The organism is Streptomyces sp. RG80 (assembly GCF_040446465.1).
GTDB lineage: Bacteria > Actinomycetota > Actinomycetes > Streptomycetales > Streptomycetaceae > Streptomyces.
Map to the genome: position 1 here is coordinate 236,130 of NZ_JBEAAJ010000005.1, position 19,198 is coordinate 255,327.

At 70.9% G+C, this 19,198-nt stretch carries 21 protein-coding genes; 14 read left to right on the forward strand and 7 right to left on the reverse strand.

All coding sequences use genetic code 11. The features are described 5' to 3' along the window. Nucleotides 1–56 precede the first annotated feature (56 nt). Genes ABKA17_RS18755 through ABKA17_RS18775 form a run of 5 tightly spaced genes read left to right on the forward strand, consistent with a single transcriptional unit; the run spans nt 57 to nt 5,423 of the window. Nucleotides 57–1,391: an ABC transporter substrate-binding protein gene (locus ABKA17_RS18755; RefSeq protein WP_353693227.1), complete on the forward strand. Its 1,335-nt coding sequence runs from the start codon at nt 57–59 to the stop codon at nt 1,389–1,391. Beyond that, on the forward strand, nt 1,388–2,302 hold the full coding sequence (locus ABKA17_RS18760; protein WP_353693228.1) for a carbohydrate ABC transporter permease: 915 nt from the start codon (nt 1,388–1,390) through the stop codon (nt 2,300–2,302). Before ABKA17_RS18755 ends, ABKA17_RS18760 begins: the two co-directional genes overlap by 4 nt. Beyond that, nucleotides 2,299–3,243: a carbohydrate ABC transporter permease gene (locus tag ABKA17_RS18765; RefSeq protein WP_353693229.1), complete on the forward strand. Its 945-nt coding sequence runs from the start codon at nt 2,299–2,301 to the stop codon at nt 3,241–3,243. The genes ABKA17_RS18760 and ABKA17_RS18765 overlap by 4 nt, the downstream gene beginning before the upstream one ends. A gap of 24 nt (nt 3,244–3,267) precedes the next feature. After that, nucleotides 3,268–4,176: a 5-dehydro-4-deoxyglucarate dehydratase gene (locus tag ABKA17_RS18770; RefSeq protein ID WP_353693230.1), complete on the forward strand. Its 909-nt coding sequence runs from the start codon at nt 3,268–3,270 to the stop codon at nt 4,174–4,176. Beyond that, nucleotides 4,173–5,423: a glucarate dehydratase family protein gene (locus ABKA17_RS18775; RefSeq protein WP_353693231.1), complete on the forward strand. Its 1,251-nt coding sequence runs from the start codon at nt 4,173–4,175 to the stop codon at nt 5,421–5,423. The genes ABKA17_RS18770 and ABKA17_RS18775 overlap by 4 nt, the downstream gene beginning before the upstream one ends. A 2-nt stretch (nt 5,424–5,425) precedes the next feature. On the opposite strand, the gene metG is transcribed toward ABKA17_RS18775, so the two are convergent. Next, nucleotides 5,426–6,949, reverse strand: coding sequence for a methionine--tRNA ligase (metG, locus tag ABKA17_RS18780; protein WP_353693232.1), 1,524 nt, complete (start codon nt 6,947–6,949; stop codon nt 5,426–5,428). 212 nt (nt 6,950–7,161) lie between these two features. On the opposite strand from metG, the gene ABKA17_RS18785 reads away from it, so the two are divergent. After that, nucleotides 7,162–7,455: a hypothetical protein gene (locus tag ABKA17_RS18785; RefSeq protein ID WP_353693233.1), complete on the forward strand. Its 294-nt coding sequence runs from the start codon at nt 7,162–7,164 to the stop codon at nt 7,453–7,455. Here ABKA17_RS18785 and ABKA17_RS18790 read toward each other — a convergent pair. Next, the gene (locus ABKA17_RS18790; protein WP_353693234.1) at nt 7,428–8,129 is read right to left on the reverse strand and encodes a nucleotidyltransferase domain-containing protein; all 702 of its coding nucleotides are present in this window, start codon (nt 8,127–8,129) and stop codon (nt 7,428–7,430) included. The genes ABKA17_RS18785 and ABKA17_RS18790 overlap by 28 nt on opposite strands. A gap of 168 nt (nt 8,130–8,297) precedes the next feature. On the opposite strand from ABKA17_RS18790, the gene ABKA17_RS18795 reads away from it, so the two are divergent. After that, the gene (locus ABKA17_RS18795; RefSeq protein ID WP_502994282.1) at nt 8,298–8,990 is read left to right on the forward strand and encodes a lipoprotein; all 693 of its coding nucleotides are present in this window, start codon (nt 8,298–8,300) and stop codon (nt 8,988–8,990) included. Nucleotides 8,991–9,067: 77 nt separating this feature from the next. Here the strand turns inward: ABKA17_RS18795 and ABKA17_RS18800 are convergent, their stop codons facing one another. Beyond that, complete coding sequence (locus ABKA17_RS18800) at nt 9,068–10,429, reverse strand: glycoside hydrolase family 10 protein (protein ID WP_353693235.1); 1,362 nt, start codon at nt 10,427–10,429, stop codon at nt 9,068–9,070. 247 nt (nt 10,430–10,676) lie between these two features. Here ABKA17_RS18800 and ABKA17_RS18805 point away from each other — a divergent pair, with 247 nt between their 5' ends. After that, on the forward strand, nt 10,677–11,240 hold the full coding sequence (locus ABKA17_RS18805; protein WP_502994284.1) for an AMIN-like domain-containing (lipo)protein: 564 nt from the start codon (nt 10,677–10,679) through the stop codon (nt 11,238–11,240). A gap of 49 nt (nt 11,241–11,289) precedes the next feature. Here the strand turns inward: ABKA17_RS18805 and ABKA17_RS18810 are convergent, their stop codons facing one another. From ABKA17_RS18810 to ABKA17_RS18825, 4 genes are all read right to left on the reverse strand, one after another. Beyond that, complete coding sequence (locus ABKA17_RS18810) at nt 11,290–11,919, reverse strand: SRPBCC family protein (RefSeq protein ID WP_353693237.1); 630 nt, start codon at nt 11,917–11,919, stop codon at nt 11,290–11,292. Nucleotides 11,920–12,033: 114 nt separating this feature from the next. Next, nucleotides 12,034–12,972 (reverse strand): phosphotransferase family protein, encoded by a 939-nt coding sequence (locus ABKA17_RS18815; protein ID WP_353693238.1) that lies wholly within the window; start codon nt 12,970–12,972, stop codon nt 12,034–12,036. 103 nt (nt 12,973–13,075) lie between these two features. Beyond that, the gene (locus tag ABKA17_RS18820; protein ID WP_353693239.1) at nt 13,076–13,312 is read right to left on the reverse strand and encodes a hypothetical protein; all 237 of its coding nucleotides are present in this window, start codon (nt 13,310–13,312) and stop codon (nt 13,076–13,078) included. A 261-nt stretch (nt 13,313–13,573) separates the two neighbouring features. Next, nucleotides 13,574–13,738, reverse strand: a complete 165-nt coding sequence (locus ABKA17_RS18825) for a hypothetical protein (protein WP_353693240.1) — start codon at nt 13,736–13,738, stop codon at nt 13,574–13,576. Nucleotides 13,739–13,921: 183 nt separating this feature from the next. On the opposite strand from ABKA17_RS18825, the gene ABKA17_RS18830 reads away from it, so the two are divergent. From ABKA17_RS18830 to ABKA17_RS18855, 6 genes are read left to right on the forward strand one after another with little or no spacing between them, the layout of a single operon-like run. Next, on the forward strand, nt 13,922–15,268 hold the full coding sequence (locus tag ABKA17_RS18830; RefSeq protein WP_353693241.1) for an ATP-binding protein: 1,347 nt from the start codon (nt 13,922–13,924) through the stop codon (nt 15,266–15,268). Further along, nucleotides 15,265–15,687 (forward strand): roadblock/LC7 domain-containing protein, encoded by a 423-nt coding sequence (locus ABKA17_RS18835; RefSeq protein ID WP_353693242.1) that lies wholly within the window; start codon nt 15,265–15,267, stop codon nt 15,685–15,687. The genes ABKA17_RS18830 and ABKA17_RS18835 overlap by 4 nt, the downstream gene beginning before the upstream one ends. Further along, a complete protein-coding gene (locus tag ABKA17_RS18840; RefSeq protein WP_353693243.1) occupies nt 15,684–16,034 on the forward strand; it encodes a DUF742 domain-containing protein in 351 nt (116 codons plus the stop codon). Before ABKA17_RS18835 ends, ABKA17_RS18840 begins: the two co-directional genes overlap by 4 nt. Then, the gene (locus tag ABKA17_RS18845; protein ID WP_353693244.1) at nt 16,006–16,635 is read left to right on the forward strand and encodes a GTP-binding protein; all 630 of its coding nucleotides are present in this window, start codon (nt 16,006–16,008) and stop codon (nt 16,633–16,635) included. The genes ABKA17_RS18840 and ABKA17_RS18845 overlap by 29 nt, the downstream gene beginning before the upstream one ends. Further along, nucleotides 16,632–17,870 carry a cytochrome P450 family protein gene (locus ABKA17_RS18850; RefSeq protein WP_353693245.1) on the forward strand — a complete coding sequence of 413 codons (1,239 nt, stop codon included), beginning with the start codon at nt 16,632–16,634 and terminating at the stop codon, nt 17,868–17,870. The genes ABKA17_RS18845 and ABKA17_RS18850 overlap by 4 nt, the downstream gene beginning before the upstream one ends. Continuing rightward, complete coding sequence (locus tag ABKA17_RS18855; protein ID WP_353693246.1) at nt 17,867–19,093, forward strand: cytochrome P450 family protein; 1,227 nt, start codon at nt 17,867–17,869, stop codon at nt 19,091–19,093. Before ABKA17_RS18850 ends, ABKA17_RS18855 begins: the two co-directional genes overlap by 4 nt. Nucleotides 19,094–19,198: the final 105 nt, after the last annotated feature.

The following is a 19,198-nucleotide window of genomic DNA, read 5'->3' on the forward strand; positions in this document are numbered from 1 at the left end:
TTGGGCGATCATTTAGATTCGTGAAGTGAGTTCACGGATATGAACGGAGACAGTTCATGGGCGATCGCCGACGAAGTCGCCGCCTGGCCGCCGTGCTCGCCGTCTCGGCGCTGGCGTTCGGAACGGCAGCCTGCGGCGGAGGTTCCGACAGTGCCGGCAGCGGCGACCCGAACACACTCGAGGTGTGGACCCGCAGCAATCCGGACTCCGCCGCCACGTACGACCGGGTCTTCGCCGCCTTCACCAAGAAGACCGGCATCAAGATCGACTACCAGCCGGTCGTCAACTTCGACCAGCAGTTGCAGAGCCGGGCGTCCACCAAGGACCTGCCGGACGTCATGATCAACGACACGGCCCTGATGGGCAGTTACCAGAGTCAGGGCCTGCTCAAGCCCATCGACCCCACCTCGATCGCGGGCCACGACCAGATCACCGACAAGTCCTGGGCCTCCACCGTCGGCATCGACGGCAAGCACTACGGCATCCCGTACTCGCGCCAGGCCCAGACCCTGATGATCCGCACCGACTGGCTCAGGAAGCTGGGCCTGAAGGCACCCACCACCTGGCAGGAGATGCTGAGCGTCGCCCAGGCGTTCGCCACCCGTGACCCGGACGGCGACGGCAAGGCAGACACCTATGGCATGGTCGTCCCCGGCAGCGCCCAGAACGGGTACGCGGCCTGGTGGGGCGCGAGCTTCCTCTGGCAGGGCGGCGCCCGGATCATCGAACCGGACGGCAAGGGCACGTACACGCCCACCATGGACTCGACGGCCGCGGTGAACACCGTCACCTGGATGAAGGACAACCTCTTCTGCGGTGACAACGCTGTCATCCAGCCCGGCGCGGTGACCGCGGTGACGGGGACGGCGACCAACTTCCAGGACGGCAACGCCGGGATGTACATGACCGGCCCGTACAACATCACCACCTTCGACGGCACGGTCGGCAAGGACAAGTACGAGGTCGTCCCCGCCCCGGCCGGACCGGCGAGCGGCGACGTCCTGGCCGACGGCGAGAACGTCTACTTCGGCGCCAAGACCGGCAAGGCGAAGCAGGAGCAGGCCCTGGCCGCGTTCCTGGTCTCCCCCGAGGGCCAGAAGATCGCCATGACCAGCGTCGACGGCCACCAGCCCGTGGTCCGCATCCCGGTGAACTCCACGCTGGACGCGGCGAAGGTGCGTAACGACCCCCGCTGGAGCGTCGTGCAGAAGGCCTACGAGGACGCCTCCCAGCAGTTCCCCAACGCGCCCGACTTCGCCCCGATCAAGCAGGACACCGCCGACAGCCTCAACGCGATCTTCACCTACTGCGGCGGTGATGTGCGCTCCCAGCTCAAGGAGCTCAACGAGACCCTCGCCGGCGACCTCAAGGACCAGGACCTGTTGAAATGACCGCAACCGTGACCACCCCCGCGGCGCCCAGAGTCCTCGGCGTCGTCAGCAAGAAGGCGGTCGTCCCGTGGCTGTTCCTGGCCCCGGCTCTCCTCCTCGCCCTGGTCTTCAAGTTCTGGCCGATGGCCAAGGGCGTCTGGCTCAGCTTCCACGACGTACGGCCCTTCCTCGGCGACCAGTGGATCGGCCTGGACAACTACACCCGGGTCCTGAGCGACCACCGCTTCCAGGACGCCATCGGGCACACCCTGATCCTGGGCATCGGCCAGTCCCTCGGCGCGATCCTGCTCGGCTTCGTCCTCGCACTGCTCCTGGAGGGCCAGGCCCGCTCGCTGAAGTTCCTCCGCACCGCCGTCTTCCTGCCCGCCGTCACCGCGACCGCGGTCGTCGGTGAGCTGTGGCGGCTGATGTACTACCCGACCTCCGACGGCCTCATCAACAGCGGCCTGCACTTCTTCGGGCTCGGGACCGTCCAGTTCCTCGACAACCCGGACATCGCGCTGTACTCGACGATGGTCATGGGCATCTGGATCTGGGCCCCGTACAACATGGTGATCATCCTGGCCGGTCTCGCCGGCGTGGACCGTTCGCTGTACGAGGCCGCGGCGATGGACGGCGTCTCGTTGTGGCAGCGCCTGCGGTACGTCACCCTGCCCGCGATCCGTCCCGCGCTGAGCATCGTCCTCACCCTCGCCGCGATCCGCGGACTGCGCGTGTTCACCGAGGTCTACGTCCTCACCGGTGGCGGCCCCGCCGGATCGACCGAGGTGTGGATGACCCGCGCCTACACCCTCGGCTTCACCCGCAACGACATCGGCGGCGCCTCCGCGGCCTCGGTCGTGCTGCTCTGCGTGACGCTGCTGCTCACCGTCACGGTCAACCACTTCCGCAAGAGGGGAGACGTGCGATGAGCGCCCCCGTCATCGACCCCGTCCGTCCGACGACCGCCAAGTCACCGACCCGCAGAGCCGCCAGGCCCCAGCGCACCACCCCCGCGCGCTTCGACACCGCCCTCGGCTGGAGCGACAAGCCGGGCCTGTCCTGGGCCCTGCGGATCCTGCTCTGCGCGATAGCGCTGGGCGTGTTCGCGGCGCCCTTCCTGACCATCTTCTCGGGTGCCTTCACCACCAACCCCAGCGGCTCCTCGCTCTCCTTCCTGCCGCACGACAGCACCCTGCTCAACTTCAAGGTGGCCGGCGAGCGCGGCATCTGGGACTACCTCGGCAACTCCCTCGTCATCGCGGGCGGCGGACTGCTGCTCCAGCTCGTGGTGTGCACGCTCGCCGCGTACGCACTGGCCCGGCACCGGTTCCGCGGTCAGGCGCTGATCATGATGCTGTTCATGATGACGCTGATGCTCCCCGAGGAGGTCATCGCGATCCCGCTGTCGCTGGTCCTCGGTGACGTGCCCGTCATCCACCTGGACCTCAAGGGCACGGTGTGGGGCGTCATCCTGCCGCTGGGCGCCTGGGGCTTCTCGGTGATGATGCTGACCGAGTTCATGAAGGACATCCCCACCGAGATCGAGGAGGCGGCCCGCCTCGACGGGGTCGGCGAGCTGCGGATGCTGTGGCAGGTCGTCCTGCCGCTGTGCAAGCCCGCGCTCGGCGTGGCCGGTGTCCTCGGCTTCATCATGATCTGGGACCAGTACCTGCTGCCCCTGATCGCCGCCAAGGACCCCACCGACTACACGGTCACCGTCGCCCTGTCCGTCCTGCGCACCGACCCCGAGGTCGGCTCCGGAGTGGTGCTCGCCGGTGCGGTCATCGCCCTCATCCCCAGCCTGATCGTCTATCTGCTCCTCCAGCGCTCGCTGGTCACCGGCATCGCCGCCGGTGCCACCAAGGGCTGAGCACACCGTAGTTACGAGGGAGACATGAAGTTCCAAGGAGTGCTGTTCTTCCCGGTCACGCCGTTCGCTCCGGACGGCTCGCTGGACGAGGAACGGCTCGCGCAGCACATCGAGGCCGGTGTCTCGGCGGGCGCGGGCGGCGTGTTCGTCGCCTGCGGCACCGGTGAGTTCCACGCGCTGACCCCCGACGAGCTGGAGCGGGCCACGCGGATCGCGGTCGAGACGACCGCGGGCCGCGTGCCCGTCCTCGCGGCGGCGGGCGGTCCGACACCGGTCGCCCGCGACCACGCCGTACGTGTCGCACGTGCCGGCGCCGACGGCATCCTGCTGCTGCCGCCCTACCTGGTCACGGCACCGCAACAGGGCCTGGTGCGCTACGTCGAGGAGGTCACCGCCGCGACCGACCTCCCGGTGATCTTCTACCAGCGCGGCACGGCCCGCCTCACCGAGAGCACGGCCGCCGAGATCGCCGCCCTGCCCAAGGTCGTCGGCCTCAAGGACGGCCTCGGCGACATCGAGCGGATGCACCGCGTCGTCCGCGCGGTACGCGCCCTGCCGAACGGCCGGGACTTCCGGTTCTTCAACGGCCTGCCCACCGCCGAGATGACCGCGCCCGCGTACCAGGGCATCGGCGTCGAGCTGTACTCCTCGGCGGTCTTCGCCTTCGCCCCCGAGATCGCCCTGGCCTTCCATCGAGCACTGGCCGAGGACGACGAGGCGCGGGTCTCGACGCTCCTCGACGAGTTCTACGCCCCGCTCGTCGAACTCCGCGACGAGGTACCCGGATACGCCGTGGCGCTGGTCAAGGCCGGGGTCACGCTGCGCGGCCTGGACGTGGGCGGCGTACGGGCACCGCTCGTGGACCCCACCCCGGAGCACGTGGCCCGCCTCTCCAAACTCATCGACCACGGACTGGAGGTGACCCGCGCATGACCCCCACCAGGATCAGGGAACTGATCGTCACCCCGATCGCGTTCGACGACCCGCCGCTGCTCAACTCCAACGGCGTCCACGAGCCCCTCGCCCTGCGCGTCATCCTCCAACTCGTACTGGAGGACGGCACGGTGGGCCTCGGCGAGTCCCCCGGCGGCACGGCACGCCTGGAACGACTTCAGGCCGCCGCGAAGGTCGTCCCCGGCATGGACGTCTTCGACACCACCGCCGTCTCGGCGGCGATCGACGCCGACCTGCTCCCCACCGTGCCCAGCTCCCACGAGCGCGGCTGGACCACCTCCGCCGTCGAGGTCGCCTGTCTCGACGCCCAGGGCAAGCTCCTCGGCCGCCCGGTCAGTGACCTGCTGGGCGGCAAGGTCCGCGACGCCGTGCCCTTCGCGGCGTACCTCTTCTACAAGTGGGCCGAGCACCCCGCCCTCGACGGCCGGGCGGCGATCGGCGACGACTGGGGCGCGGCCCTGGACCCGGCCGGGATCGTGGAGCAGGCCCGGCTCATGCAAGAGCGGTACGGCTTCCGGTCGTTCAAGCTGAAGGGCGGTGTCTTCCCGCCGGACGAGGAGATCGCCGCGATCAAGGCGCTGGCGGAGGCGTTCCCGGGCCAGCCGCTGCGGCTGGACCCCAACACCGCCTGGACGGTGGAGACATCGCGGTATGTCGCCCGTGAACTGGACGGGGTCCTTGAGTACTTGGAGGACCCGACCAAGGGCATCGACGGCATGGCCGAGGTCGCGAAGGACTCTCCGCTCCCCCTCGCCACCAACATGTGTGTGACCGCCTGGGAGCACCTGAGGCCCGCGATCGAGCAGAACGCGATCCAGGTGCTCCTCACCGACCACCACTACTGGGGCGGGCTACGCCGCACCCGTGAACTGGCCGCCGTCTGCGAGGCGTTCGGACTGGCCCTGTCCATGCACTCCAACTCCCATCTCGGGATCAGCCTGGCCGCCATGACCCATGTCGCCGCGGCCATCCCCAACCTCGACCACTCCTGCGACACCCACTACCCCTGGAACTCCGCCGACGACGTCGTCGTCCCCGGCGTCCTGGAACTGCGCGACGGCCAGGTCAAGGTCCCCACGGGCCCCGGCCTGGGCGTCGAGCTCGACCACGACGCCCTCGACCGGCTCCACCGCCGGTATGTGGACTCCGGGGTGCGCACCCGCGACGACACCGGTTACATGCGGCGCTTCGACCCGACGTACGAGTTGAGGCTGCCGCGCTGGTGACGTCAGCGCTGCTCCTGGAGCCGGGCGAAGAGCGGTTCCGGCTCCGGGAGCGTGCCGTCGACGGAGGTCACCCGGTGTGCGATCCGGGCGGCAGCGTCGGGGATGAAGGGGCTCAGCTCGTCGGCGAGGGTGCGGCAGGCGCCGACCAGGGCGGCGAGGACCGCGTCGAGGCGTTCGGCGGCGTCGGTGTTGCCCTGGCGCTCCGCTCTGGCCAGTTCCCAGGGCCGGGTGACGTCGATACAGCGGTTGGCCTCCTCCACGATGTCCCAGACCGCGTCGGCGGCCCGGCGGAAGTCGAAGTCGGCCAGCGCGGTGTCGATCCGGCCCGGGGTCCGCCGGCACACGTCCAGGAGCGCCGTCACGGCGAACCGGTCCGTGCCGAGGGAGGGCACCGCCCCGCCCCGGTAGCGGTGGACCATCGTCACGGTCCGGTGGACCAGGTTGCCCAGGCCGCCGGCGAAGTCCGCGTCGGCGCGGGCGGTCAGCCGCTCGACGGTGAAGTCGGCGTCACCGACCCGGGGTACATCGCGCAGCAGCCACCAGCGGACCGCGTCCGTGCCGTAGGTGGCGGTGAGGGCGACGGGGTCCACGCTCGTGCCGTTCCCGGACTTGCTGATCTTCCGGCCGCCGACCGTCAGATAGTCGTGGACGAGGATGTCCGTGGGCACCGGCAAGCCCGCCGACAGGAGCATGGCCGGCCAGTACACGGCGTGGAAGCGCACGACGCCCTTGCCGACCAGGTGGGTGCGGCGGTCCCCAGCCGCCCACCACTGCTCGTAGGCGGGGTCGTCGCTGCCGTAGCCGAGGCTGGTGACGTAGTTGCCGAGCGCGTCCCACCACACGTAGACGACCTGGTCGGGGTCGCCGGGCACGGGGATGCCCCAGCCGCGGGCGCGGGTGTGGGAGCGGGAGACGGAGAAGTCGTGCAGGCCGCCGGCGATGAGGGCGAGCACCTCGTTGCGGCGGGCGGCGGGCTCGATGCGCAGGGTGCCGTTTGTGATCAGCTCGTGCAGCCGGTCGGCGTGCCGGGACAGCCGGAAGAACCAGTTCTCCTCGGCGACGAGCTGGGGCTCGGTGCCGTGTTCGGCGCATCTGCCGTCCACGAGTTCGTCCGGCGTGTAGAACTGCTCGCAGCCGACGCAGTACAGCCCCTCGTACTCCTTGCGGTACAGGTCGCCCGCCTCCGCGCAGCGGCGCCACAGCCGCTCCACCCCGGCGCGGTGGCGTGGGTCGCTGCTGGTGCGGATGAAGTCGTCGAGCGACAGCGCCAGCGGGTCACGCAGGGCGGCGAACGCCTCGGCGTTGCGGTCCACGAACTCCCGCACATCGACGCCCGCGGCCTCGGCGGCCAGGACGTTCTTCAGGGAGTTGTCGTCCGTGCCGCTCAACAGGCGTACCTGACGGCCCCGTTGGCGATGGTGCCGGGCCAGGGTGTCCGCCTGCACCAGCTCCAGGGCGAAGCCCAGGTGCGGGCGGGCGTTGACGTAGGGAATGGTGGTGGTGATGTAGTGACGTGGTGCGGTCATCGGTCCTCCTACCGGCGACGGGACCGCTCCGCACAACGCGCCGAGGCCCCGTCCCCGGGGCCTCGGATTGGTACGCGTACGCGCTCAGCAGCCCCGGTGCGGGGGCATCATGCGGTGCTGAGACGTAGGCGTGATCATGGGCTTGAGAGTAGCAACGGGCTCCGTCACCGGGCATCCGGTTTATCGGCCGTCGCGCGCTAGGGTCGGGAGTCATGACGGTTCAACTGTGTGTGCTGCTCTGGGCCCGCCCCGGCGCCGCCGAGGCGATGGCCGCCTACGAGGACAAGGTGCTGGCCCTTCTCGGCGAGCACGGCGGACGGGTGGTGCAGCGGGCGCGGGCCGACGGCGCCGACGGCCGGCCCGACGAGATCCAGCTGATCGAGTTCGCCGGCCAGGACGGGTACGACGCGTTCATGAAAGACGGGCGTCGCGTGGCCCTCGCGGACGAACGCGACGCTACCGTCGCACGGACAGACCTCTACCCCGTCACGCTGAGCGGGGCGTAGAAGGAGGCGCGGACCCGATGCAGCCACGCCTCCACCGCCGCCTCGTCGGGGTGGTCGGGCAGTACGGTGCGGGTCTCGTCGAACGCCTTCTCGTAGTACGCGAGCAGGGGTCGCGCCACTGCGGCGTCGGCGGCGACCCGCTCGCCGAACTCCCGGTACTCGTCGGGGTTCTCGACGCGGATCGTCAGGTGGCCGGTCGCGTACAGCTCCAGGCCCTGGTGGCACAGCCGCTTGAGGTGCCGGGCGTGCTTCGCGGTGCGCTTGCGGGTGTCCGCGGAGAAGGAGCCGTCGGCGCGGTTCTCCAGGCGGCGGAACTGCTGGGTGGCGTAGCCGAGGTAGGCGTCGCGGACCCGCTTGGCGCTCAGGAACGAGGTGCGCAGCGCGACGAGTTCGTCACCGAGCGGGGTGCGCACCTCGTACAACTCCGGTGGCAGCCAGGCGAGTTCCATGGCGGTCGGGTTGCCGCCCAGGGCGAGCCGGCACCACTTCGCGGCCTCGTGCAGGGTGCGGTCGGGGGCCGTGGTGACGTGGGACTCCTTCGGCCCGTGGAGGCCGTGCAGGCTGGTCGTGGGTGCGGCGAACATGCCGAGGCGGTCCACGTCGGAACCGGCGTGGGCGAGCCCGTAGGCCGTGGAGCCGACGATGCCGGACAGCAGTACGTTCGGGACGGTCACGTCGGCCACCTTTCGGGTCGGGGGGTATGGCGCTCCATTGTGCTGACCTGCGCGGACGCCGTCACCCGGGTTTTCCGTGGGCCCTGGACGCCGGAGGGAGGCTCCCGCGTACGGACTGTCGGTGGCCTCCGCTAATGTGTGCGCCCTGAACCGAGGGGAGACAGCGCAGTGCTGGTCAGGGCGGGGAATGCGGGGCGCCGGGTGGCTCAGGTGGCCTTGCTGGTGGGGATGTTGGCGGGCTGTTCCGAGGCCGCCGACGACAAGGACGCCAAGGCGTCGCCGAGTACGTCGGCCAGCGCTGAGAAGGGCGTGGAGAGCGGTGGCAGCATCGGGGTGGCCGGCTCGGCGTGCGAGCTGCCGGTGAGCTTCGAGCTGGCCAAGGACTGGGAGGCGGAGTCCATCGACTCGGCGGCCGCCCAGGACAAGGGCGCCTCGGGCGATGCCGGAGACCTGGAGGACGAGATCGCCGAGGAGGTGCTCGACTCCATCCTCCGTCAGGGTCCGGTCGCCGCCGCGTGCGAGGTGGACGCCAAGCCCGCCGGGTACGTCGGCTTCCTGCGGATCTGGACCGGTGAGGCCGGCGACGACGACGCGCGTACCGTGCTGGAGGAGTTCGTGGCGGCCGAGGCCGACGCGAGCAAGGCGAAGTACAGCTCGTTCGAGTCGGGCGGTCTCGACGGGGCCGAGGTGGAGTACTTCGTCACGAGCGAGCTCCTGGAGGAGACGAAGAAGGAGAGCGCCTTCGCCGTCACCACCCCGGACGGCCCCGTCGTGGTGCACCTGGGCGGTATGGACACCGAGGAGCACCAGAAGATGGTCCCGGCGTACGAACTGGCGAAGAAGACCCTCCAGAAGGTCTGACTCCAGATGGCCTGAGGCATGTCGTTCCGGCGCGGCGGATCGGTCCGCCGCGCCGGTCCGCCGGCATCACACCGTGGTCAGGACGCCGTACAGGATCCGAGGACGGGCGCCGCGGTGTTCCCGTTCTTCATGACGGTGAAGCCGAAGCTCGTCGACGCCCCGGCGGCGAGGCTGCCGTTGCCGTTCGGCTTCATCGTCATCACGTTGCCGCTGCTGTCCCAGCTGGGCGTGCCGTTCCAGGTCGCGGAGACCTTCTGCGGGGACGTCACGGTGACGGTCGTGGTCCAGGTGCTGATCGCGGAGCTGCCCGCGGTGACGGTCACCTTGCCGTTGAAGCGGTCGCTCCACTCCTCCTGCTTGCTGTAGGACACGGTGCAACCGGCCGTGCCGCCACCACCACCGCCGCCACCCGAGCCGCTGCCGCCGAGGGCTGTCAGTACGGCCGTGTAGGCGGCCTTCTTGGCGTAGTTGCCGTCGAAGAGCAGCGGTGTGCCGCTCGCGCGCCACGAGTACTTGTCGGTGACGCCCCACACGGTGATGCCCGTACAGCGGGAGACCGCGAGACAGGCCCTGACCACATTGCCGTAGCTCGTGGCCTGGGAGCTGCCGGAGCCCTCGATGTCCAGCTCGGTGATCTGGACGTCGACGCCGAGGTCGGCGAAGCGCTGGAGGTTCGCCTGGTAGTCGGAGGGGACCGGGGAGGCGCTGTTGAAGTGGGACTGGAAGCCCACGCAGTCGATCGGCACGCCGCGCGCCTTGAAGTCCTTGACCATGGCGTAGACGGCATTGCTCTTCGCATTGACGCCGTCGGTGTTGTAGTCGTTGTAGCAGAGCTTGGCCGCCGGGTCCGTGGCGCGGGCCGTGCGGAAGGCCTCCTCGATGAAGCCGTTGCCCAGCTTGTCCTGGAAGGGCGAGCTGCGCCGGGCGCCGCTGCCGCCGTCCTGGAAGGCCTCGTTGACCACGTCCCAGGAGTGGATCTTTCCCTTGTAGTGGGTCATGACCTGGGTGATGTGGTTGTTCATCGCCGTCCGGAGATCGCCGGCGGCGAGACCGGAGACCCAGCCGGGCAGCTGGGAGTGCCACACCAGCGTATGGCCGCGGACCTTCATGCCCTTGCTCTGCGCACGGCTGACGATCTGGTCGGCGGCGCCGAAGTTGAACGAATTGCGGGTGCTCTCGACGGCGTCCCACTTCATCTCGTTCTCGGGCGTGACCGAGTTGAATTCGGTGTCGAGGGTGGTGGCGTAGGCGGATTCGCCCAGGTGGTTCGCGGCGACCGCGGCTCCGAAGTAGCGGCCCTTCTCGGCGGCGGCCGTGCCGAGGGTGCTCGCGGCGTCGGCGGTGCCCGACAGGGCGGTGACGCCCCCTGCCGCGAGCAGACTCGCCAGGCCGAGAACCAGTGCCCTGCGGGGCAGGAGGATGGATCTGCGGGTGACCATCCCACTCCTTCCGTTCGAATGTTTCGAATCATTTTCGGAAGTGCGCCGAGACCATACGAGCGGCGCATCACAGCGTCAACACACCGCACATCAACCTCAGGAAATTGACTGAAGATGCCCCGGAATTCACCCGACATTCGATCGGACCGCCGAATCTTTCGGAAATGAATATCCGGACAAGCTGCAACCTTTTCTTCAACCGGGTTGTCTCACCAGATATCAGACACATGACATCCCGGGGGACATCATGAGACGCAGTAGAACGACATGGGCCACCGTCGCACTCATGGGCGCGACACTCGGCGTGGCCGCGGTACCCGCGCAGGCCACCACCACCACCTGCCCCACCGGCTGGGGCAGCCTCGACGAGAGCCGCGCGGTCGGCACGGCGGACCCGGTGACAAAGGCGCGGACCGGTCGGCACGCCTGCTACGACCGGCTGGTCGTGGAAGTCCCCGGCGCGGACAGGAGCAGCCTCGGCTATTCCGTCCGGTACGTCGACCGGCTCCATCAGGACGGGTCGGGCCGGGTGATACCGGTCGGCGGCGGCGCCGTCCTGGAGGTGCGGGTGGCCGCACCCGCCTACGACCCCGAGACCGGCTCCCCGACCTATCCCGGGCGGGCGGGCCACCCGCTGCCGGGCGTCGACCTCGACGGGTACCGCACGTTCAGGGACGCCCGCTTCGCGGGCAGCTTCGAAGGAGACACACAGTTCGGCCTCGGCGTACGCGCCCGGCTGCCGTTCCGGGTCCTGCGCCTGGACGACCGGGTCGTGGTGGACGTGGCCCACTCGTGGACCGCCAAGCGCTGACGCCTGCCACCGGGATCCGGGCGGCCACTACGGCGGTGACGGCGGCGACCTACGCCGTGTAGGCCCCGATCGTCGCCTCCGTCGTGGCCGCCACGGTCTCCGGGTCGGCTCCCGAGGCGGCGTAGGCGGCGCCCCACTCCTCGCCGGACCGCCGGAAGAACTCCTTGGCCTCGGACGTGCGCTGCCAGGCCTCGGACTCCTCCCGGCTCATCCCGCGCCCCGCGAGATGCATGCCGAGGCCGAGGGCGATGCTGTCCCAGCCGATGCCGACCGCGCCCGGCCCGAACTGGTTCCAGAACTCCTCCGGCACCACGGCCACGTGCTCCACCTCGAACACGGTCCGCCCCGCCCCCTCCGCCGCGAGCCGCACCTCGACCTCGCTGAAGCCCGGGTCCGGCCCGTACAGCCAACTCACCCGCAGCCGTTCCGGCGCCGCGCACTCGAGGATCTCGCCCCCGGCATGGCCCTGGAGCTGATAGCGGCCGCCGAGCCGGAACTCCCCGGTGACCGGCAGGAACCACGCCCCGATCCGCTCGGGTGAGGTCACCGCGTCCCACACCTCGGCGATCGGGGCCTCGTACGTGCGTCGCAGCAGCACGCCATGGGCCTCCCCCGCCTCGACCTTCCGGGTGCCGACCTCCCGGTGTCCGCGGTCGATCTGGTCGACGATCTCACTCATCCCGCTCACGTCCTCTCTCGGCGCGGCACCCCGGTCGGCGCACCCAGGGCAACGCTCGCACACAGGGGCCGGGATCGCCTGGTCCAGCGGTACGGCGTCGGCGGGACCGCCCTGTCAGACCGAGGGCGAGCCGGCCGCCCCGAACCAGGCGTGGGCGAGCTGGGTCAGGGCGCCCTCGGCGGGGGCCCGCAACTCCCTGAGGTACCAGGGCAGGTTGCTGTAGACGTGCAGCAGCGTGTAGGCGAGCGCGTGGTCCGGGTCGACTGTGTTGCCGTACGCCGTGGTGAGCCGGGCGAGCAGGTGCGGGTCGGCTCCGGTGACGAAGACTCCGACGCCCACGAAGTCGTAGGCGGCGTCCCCGATCATGGCGGGCTCGAAGTCGAAGAGGCCGGTCAGACGCAGGCTGTCGGGGTCGACCAGGAAGTGCTGTCGCATGACCTCGGTGTGCAGCAGCGAACGCCGCGGGGCGCGGGGCAGCGGGACCGCGGCGAGGTAGTCGGGGATCTGTTCCAGCCAGGCGTCCGGCAGGCCGTGGCCGCGCTGGCGTGCCACGGCGTTCGCGCGCTGCCGGTCGAGGAAGGCGCCCCAGTCGCCGGGGCCGAGGACGTCCTCGAGCGGGGCCGGGTCGAGGGAGTGCAGGACGGCGAGGGCCTCGCCGATCTCGGTGACGAGCCGTTCCCGGTCGGGCCGTGGGACGCGGTCCCAGACCTGGGCGAGGTTCTCACCGCGCAGCCGGGACATCAGGACGTACCGCCAGCCGTTCTCGTACGGCCCGGAGTCGTCCACCCGGGGCGTCGGCACCGGGAGCAGCCCGTGCAGCTGGGACAGGACGCGGGCCTCGGTGACGCCGTCCTGGGCGGCGGCGGTGGGGAAGAGCTTGAGGACGTGGTCGTCGCCGACCGCGTAGACCGGTTGCGATCCGTCGGGGAAGCGGGTGAGCGGTGCGTCGCCGAGTCCGAGGCGGGCGCAGAGGTCCGCCGCGCCGGCCCGCATCAGCTTCTCGTCCTTGACGGTCGCGTCCCACTGTTCGTCGGTCTCCACCACAGGCAGCATGATCGCGACCGTAGGCAGGGCCGCCGACAAGACGCAATCGGGTTTCGGACGTGCGGAACGCCCGGCCGGACGGTCCCGGCCGGGCGTTCGCGCCGAGATGCGGTCAGCCGCCGTCGAGCCGCGCGCGCAGCAGCCCCTTGCCGAGTTCGGCGCCCTTGCGGCTGTCGGCCTGCGCCTTGCGGAACAGGTCCGCGACCTGGGTGTCCTTGTTCCGTTCGGCGTCCTGGATGTATGTCTCCAGACGCAACGTGTTGTTCAGGCACGCCTCCACGTACCAGATGAGGTTGTAGTCCTTGTCCGGCGTACCGGTCACGCCGCCGGTCTCCGTACTGCTGGTCATGCGGGCCTCCTCCAGCGGTTTTCGTTCCGGGGCCGCCCGAGTACCCGTCCCACGCGGGTCAATCAGCCAGTTCGGACAGGGCGGCGCCGACCCACTCGGCGTCCTCGGTCGGCACCATCGCCGTTGCGCCGCCGGGGCGGGCGAGTGGCCGGCCATCACGCCGGTGTCGCCGAGACAGAAGTCGATGTACGTGTGCCCGTCGAGGTCGGTGACGCGGGCGGTGTCGAGGTGGCGGGGGAAGGGCTCGGCCGTCTTGTTCATTCAGGTCATCGGCACCCGGCCGAAGAGATGCCCGGCCCGTGCGTAGGCCTCCTTCGAGCGTGGGCAGCGCCGCTCGGCCTCCGCGCTCTCGCGGGTCAGAAGGTGCGTAAGACGGGGGCGGGCCAGGGTGGCTCCGGGAGTGCGGCGGGTTTCGGACAGGCTCAACTCGCCATGACCGTATGGCATTTCAGACAGTCGGCGCAGAAGCGAACAGAGGGCTGTCGGATTCGACGCGAAGTCTCGATCAACCGTGCGAGATGAGTCGATGACGGTGTGTACTGTGCTGCGAGCGCCTCGCCTCCGGGCCTCTGACTCAGTCCTGCCCGACTTCCCCTGGAAACCGATTCGATGATCGAATTACCGGACCTGGCCGTCGGCGGTCTCGCCGTCGGCACACTGTCCGCGCTGGCCCTCGGCGGTGGCCTGTTGCGCTCCCGGCGTCAACTGACCCGGCAGCGAGCGGAGACGGCCGACCTGCGCTCCCGACTGGACGGCGCCCTCCAGGCGTTGACGGCCGAGGTCGAGCACCTGGCGGCCCGGCGCATCCCCGCCGCCGCCCGGCAACTGGCCCATCCGCACATGCCGGTGCCGGGACCGTTGCAGCCGCAGACCGCCGGAACGCCCCTGGGTATCGCGCTGGAGGGCGTCCTGCTGGGCCTGCGCGCCGAACTCGCCACCCAGCGCACCCGCATCGACGCGGCCGCGCAGGCCGGGATGCGCGGCGCGACCCGGGAGATCCAGGCGGCCCTGTACCGCTTGCAGGACGCCCTGCGTCAGCTGCAACAGCGCTACGACGACCCGGAGTTGACGGAGACCCTCTTCCAACTGGACCACGAGAACGAGCAGTCGCTGCGTCGGGCGCAGGTCGCCGCCGTGGTGTGCGGCGCCTGGGTCGGGCTCGCCCGCGAGGAATCGCATCTGGTCGAGGCGGTGACGGGCGGCCAGTCACGGCTCGCCGGCTACCACCGGGTGAAGGTCCACAACCACCTGGAGACGGGCACCGCCCTGGTGTCGCACGCCGTCGAGCCGGTCGCCATCATCGCGGCCGAGCTCCTCGACAACGCGCTGCGCCACTCCGCGCCCGACACCGACGTCGTGGTCAACCTGGAGCACGTCCATCACGGCGTGTGTGTCACCGTCGACGACGCGGGTGTGGGCATGACGCAGGACGAACGGGCCCGCGCCCAGCGGATGGTGGCCGGTTCCGAGCCGATCCTGCTCACCGACCTCGGTGATCCGCCGCGCATGGGCCTCGCCGCGATCGGCCAGCTGACCCGGCAGTTCGATCTGGGCGTGGACCTCTCCTCGCCGTCCCCGTACGGCGGCGTACGCGCGGTGCTACGGGTGGAGAGCCATCTCCTCAGCCGTATCGACCCCGCCGAGCAGCCGCCGGCGGTCAGCGCCCCGCGCTCGACTCGCAGGGCCACGCCGGAGACCTCCCACGGCTACGGCACCGAGGAGGGGGCCGCCGCCGGCTCCGGGCACCACGACGGGCTGCCGCAGCGCCGTCGTCGTACCCGGTCCGCCGCCGCGGAGGCCAAGGCGCCCGCGGCCGAGCGCCCGGCTCGCAGCCCGGAGGACGCCGCCGCCGCGCTCGGTGCCCTCCAGTCCGGCACCGCCGCCGCCCGCGCGGACGGCGCCGCCACCGACGTACCAGACAACGAGACCGACTACGAAGGGGGAGCGGCCCGATGACCAGCCGCGAGGCAGGCGACACGGCCTGGGTGCTGGAGCCGATCCTGGAGGTGCCGCAGGTCGTGGCCGCCGTCCTGCTCACCAGAGACGGCCTGGTGACGGGGTACACGGACGCCCTGGAGCAGGCCTCGGCCGAGCGGGTGGCCGCGATCACCAGCACCGTGCAGGGCGCGTGCCGCACCGCCGCGGCGGCGTTCGCCGACCGGGACCGCGCCGAGGTGCGGCAGGTCGTCATCGAGTCGGACCACGGGTACGTCCTCATCGTGCCCACCGACCACGGCACCTGTGTGGCCGCGTACGGCACCGGCGAGGTGCGTCTGGACCTGCTCGCGCACCGCGTCCACTCACAGGTGGCGCGGCTGGGCGAGAAGGCGATGGCCGCCGCACCCCGAGGGGGCGACGACGGCAATCCGGCATGACCGGCCGCCCCCTGGTACCGGCGTATCTGTCGACCGGCGGTGTCGCCCGGCCCAGCCGCCCGCACCTGGAGCGGCTCTCGGTCCTCACCGGCGGCGGCACGCCGCCACCGGCTGATCTCCCGGCCGCCGAACTGGCCCTGCTGGACGTCCTGGAGGACGGCTCACTGACGGTGGTGGAGGCCGCGGCCCTGTTGCGGCTGCCGGTCTCCGCCGTCCGGGTCCTGGCCGGTGCCCTTCTCGACCGGAAGCTGGTGGTGGCCCGCGCCCCGGTCCCGCCCGCCGAACGGTTCGACCCCGACCTGCTGAAGAGAGTGGCCGATGGCCTCCGCGCCCTCAAGCACGACTAGCAGCGCCCCCGGCGCGCCCAGCCGCGTCCATCTGCCCGACACGGCCCGCGAACTGGTGAAGATCCTCGTCGCGGGTCCCTTCGGGGTGGGCAAGACGACCCTGATCGACTCGGTCTCCGAGATCGTGCCGCTGCACACCGAGGAACGGCTCACCGAGGCATCGACGCAGGTGGACGACCTGGAAGGGGTGCGGGACAAGTCGACGACCACGGTCGCCATCGACTTCGGGCGGATCAGCCTGGCGGGCGGGATCGTCCTGTACCTGTTCGGCACACCGGGCCAGGAGCGGTTCCGGTCCCTGTGGGAGGACATCGCCTACGGGGCCCTCGGCGCCCTCGTCCTGGTCGACTCCCGCCGGATCGACGCCTCCTTCGACGTGCTCGGCCTGGTGGAGGAGACCGGTCTGCCGTACGCGGTAGCCTTCAACGCCTTCCCGGACGCACCGAGCCACCACACGGACGAACAACTCCGAGCCGCCCTCGACCTGGAGCCCGGCACACCGATGGTCCACTGCGACGCGCGGGACGCGAACTCCTCGATCGACGCGCTGCTCACCCTCGTCCAGCACCTCATCGACCGCGACCCCTCGGAGAGCCGGTGACCACGTACCCGCCCGCCCGCCAGGACTTCTCCCGCTCCGCGCCGGTCCGGCTGTGGGAGGACGGTTTCGCCTCGGACCCCTACCGCTACTACGACGACCTGCGGGCCCAAGGTCCGGTCGGTTTCGCGGAGTTGGCGCCGGGCGTCCCGGCGTACGTCGTCACCGACCGGCGGGCCGCGCTGGAGCTGCTGCACGACACGGAGACGTTCTCGCACGACCCGCGTCCCTGGGAGTCCACGGTCGCCGACGACTCCCCCGTGCTGGGCATGATGCGCTGGCGGCCCAACTCGCTGTTCGCGGACGGCGCCGCCCACCAGCGCTACCGCACCTCGCTGATCGACACCTTCGACCTGATCGAGCCGCACGATCTGCGGGCGCGCGTGCACCGGGCGGTACGTCTGCTGGTGAGCCGGATCGGCCCGAAGGGCGAGGCGGACCTGGTGGGCGAGTTCGCCCGGCCGCTGATGGCGCTCGTCTTCAACAGCCTCTTCGGACTGCCCGACAGCCAGAGCGACCGGCTCGAGCAGGCGCTCGGCATGATGATGGAGGGCGGCGCCCAGGCGGCCGCGGGCGAGGCGGAGTTCGGGGGCTACGTACTGGAGTTGATCGCCGCCAAGGCCGAGCGGCGCGGCGACGACCTGCCCAGCCGGCTCCTGGACCACCCGGCGGGTCTGACCCCGGAGGAGGTCACCTGGCAGGTGTTCCTCACCCTCGGCGCCGGTCACGAGCCGACCGCGAACCTGGTGTCCAACGCGCTCTCCCGCATCCTCGGCAACCCGCTCTACTACTCCACCCTCACCAGCGGCGCCCGCCCGGTGATGGACGCCGTGGTCGAAGTGCTGCACCACGAGACCCCGATGGCGAACTACGGCATCCACTTCGCGCGCCGGCCGGTGACCTTCCACGGTGTGTGGGTCAGGGCGGCGGTGCCGGTCGTGGTGTCCTACGGGGCGCTCGCGTACTTCGCCGAGCAGGAGGCCGTCAGCGGCCGCCACCCGAAGGATGCCTCGCATCTGTCCTGGTCGGCGGGCCCGCACACCTGCCCGGTCAAACAGCACACGCTGCTGATCGCCACCGAGGCGATCGAGCGCCTCACCCAGTGGCTGCCCGACCTCGCGCCCGCCCTGCCGCGTGAACGGCTGACCTGGCGGCCCGGCCCGTTCCACCGTTCGATGACGGCGCTGCCCGTCCGGTTCAGCCCCCGCTCCCCCGACCAGCCAGGAGATCCGTCGTGACCGTCACCGACCGCATCGCCCTCGACCCGTTCGGCGCCGACATCGCGGCCGAGTGCGCCCGGCTGCGCGCCCTGGGCCCGATCGTCCCCGTCGAACTGCCCGGCGGCATCCCCGCCTGGGCGCCCACGGACCACGCCACCCTCAAGGGGCTCATCCTCGACCCCCGGGTCAGCAAGGATCCCCGGCTGCACTGGCGGCTGTGGCCCGAACTCGGCGAACATCCCTCGTGGGGCTGGGTCCTCGGCTGGATCGGCGTGGTCAACATGCTCTCCACGTACGGCGCCGACCACACCCGGCTGCGCAAGCTGGTGGCGCCGAGCTTCACGCACCGGCGCACCGAGGCGATGCGCCCCCGGGTGGAGGCGATCACGACGGAGCTGCTGGACGCGGTGGCGGCCGACGACGCCGAGGTGGTCGACCTGCGGGCGGCCCTCGCCCATGCCCTGCCGATGCGGATCATCTGCGAACTCTTCGGTGTCCCCGACGAGTTGGTGGCCGACACCGCGCGGATGATAGCGGCCATCATGGACACGTCCGACCCGTCCCCCGAGCACGCGGCGTCCGTGCAGCGGCAGATCGGCACGGTGCTGCCCGCGCTGATCGCCCACCGCAGCGCACACCCCGGCGACGATCTGACCACCGAGCTGATCCGGGTCCGGGACGAGGACGGCGACCGGCTCAGCGACGAGGAGCTGCTCTACACGCTGCTGCTGGTCATCGGCGCCGGCTTCGAGACGACCGTCAACCTCATCGGCAACGCGATCGTCGCCCTGCTGCTGCACCCCGAGCAGCTGGCCGCCGCGCGCTCCGGCGAGATCGGCTGGGACGCCGTCATCGACGAGACGCTGCGGGTGCAGCCCTCCATCGCCTCGCTGCCGCTGCGGTTCGCGGTCGAGGATCTGGAGGTGGGTGACGTCACCGTCCCGGCGGGCGACGCCATCATCACGACGTTCGCCGCGGCGGGCCTCGATCCCGCCCACTACGGTCCGGACGCGGCCGCCTTCGACGCCGCGCGCGGCGCGGACGACCATCTGGCGTTCGGGATCGGTGTGCACCGGTGCATCGGCGCCCCGCTCGCCCGGGCGGAGGCGCTCACCGCGCTGCCCGCGCTCTTCGACCGCTTCCCCGAACTGCGGCTCGCCGTCGGTGCGCAGGAGCTGCGGCAGGTGCCGTCGTTCATCGCGTTCGGCTGGCAGGAGGTACCCGTGCGACCGCGCGGCTGAGCACACGAACGGGGGGCGCGACCGGTCCCCCGTTCCGGTCGTGCCCCCCTGACCCCGTCGAACTTACGTGAACGGCGGCGCGGTTGTGAACCGTGTTCATGCCCG

Bases quoted from the DNA above. Each gene is read 5' to 3' on its own strand.
- ABKA17_RS18810 (WP_353693237.1), bottom strand. From the start codon at position 11,919: ATGAGTGAGATCGTCGACCAGATCGACCGCGGACACCGGGAGGTCGGC.
- ABKA17_RS18820 (WP_353693239.1), bottom strand. From the start codon at position 13,312: ATGACCAGCAGTACGGAGACCGGCGGCGTGACCGGTACGCCGGACAAG.
- ABKA17_RS18785 (WP_353693233.1), top strand. From the start codon at position 7,162: ATGACGGTTCAACTGTGTGTGCTGCTCTGGGCCCGCCCCGGCGCCGCC.
- ABKA17_RS18830 (WP_353693241.1), top strand. From the start codon at position 13,922: ATGATCGAATTACCGGACCTGGCCGTCGGCGGTCTCGCCGTCGGCACA.
- metG (WP_353693232.1), bottom strand. From the start codon at position 6,949: ATGACCGCACCACGTCACTACATCACCACCACCATTCCCTACGTCAAC.
- ABKA17_RS18775 (WP_353693231.1), top strand. From the start codon at position 4,173: ATGACCCCCACCAGGATCAGGGAACTGATCGTCACCCCGATCGCGTTC.
- ABKA17_RS18815 (WP_353693238.1), bottom strand. From the start codon at position 12,972: ATGCTGCCTGTGGTGGAGACCGACGAACAGTGGGACGCGACCGTCAAG.
- ABKA17_RS18770 (WP_353693230.1), top strand. From the start codon at position 3,268: ATGAAGTTCCAAGGAGTGCTGTTCTTCCCGGTCACGCCGTTCGCTCCG.
- ABKA17_RS18800 (WP_353693235.1), bottom strand. From the start codon at position 10,429: ATGGTCACCCGCAGATCCATCCTCCTGCCCCGCAGGGCACTGGTTCTC.
- ABKA17_RS18755 (WP_353693227.1), top strand. From the start codon at position 57: ATGGGCGATCGCCGACGAAGTCGCCGCCTGGCCGCCGTGCTCGCCGTC.
- ABKA17_RS18840 (WP_353693243.1), top strand. From the start codon at position 15,684: ATGACCGGCCGCCCCCTGGTACCGGCGTATCTGTCGACCGGCGGTGTC.
- ABKA17_RS18760 (WP_353693228.1), top strand. From the start codon at position 1,388: ATGACCGCAACCGTGACCACCCCCGCGGCGCCCAGAGTCCTCGGCGTC.
- ABKA17_RS18845 (WP_353693244.1), top strand. From the start codon at position 16,006: ATGGCCTCCGCGCCCTCAAGCACGACTAGCAGCGCCCCCGGCGCGCCC.
- ABKA17_RS18805 (WP_502994284.1), top strand. From the start codon at position 10,677: ATGAGACGCAGTAGAACGACATGGGCCACCGTCGCACTCATGGGCGCG.
- ABKA17_RS18765 (WP_353693229.1), top strand. From the start codon at position 2,299: ATGAGCGCCCCCGTCATCGACCCCGTCCGTCCGACGACCGCCAAGTCA.
- ABKA17_RS18835 (WP_353693242.1), top strand. From the start codon at position 15,265: ATGACCAGCCGCGAGGCAGGCGACACGGCCTGGGTGCTGGAGCCGATC.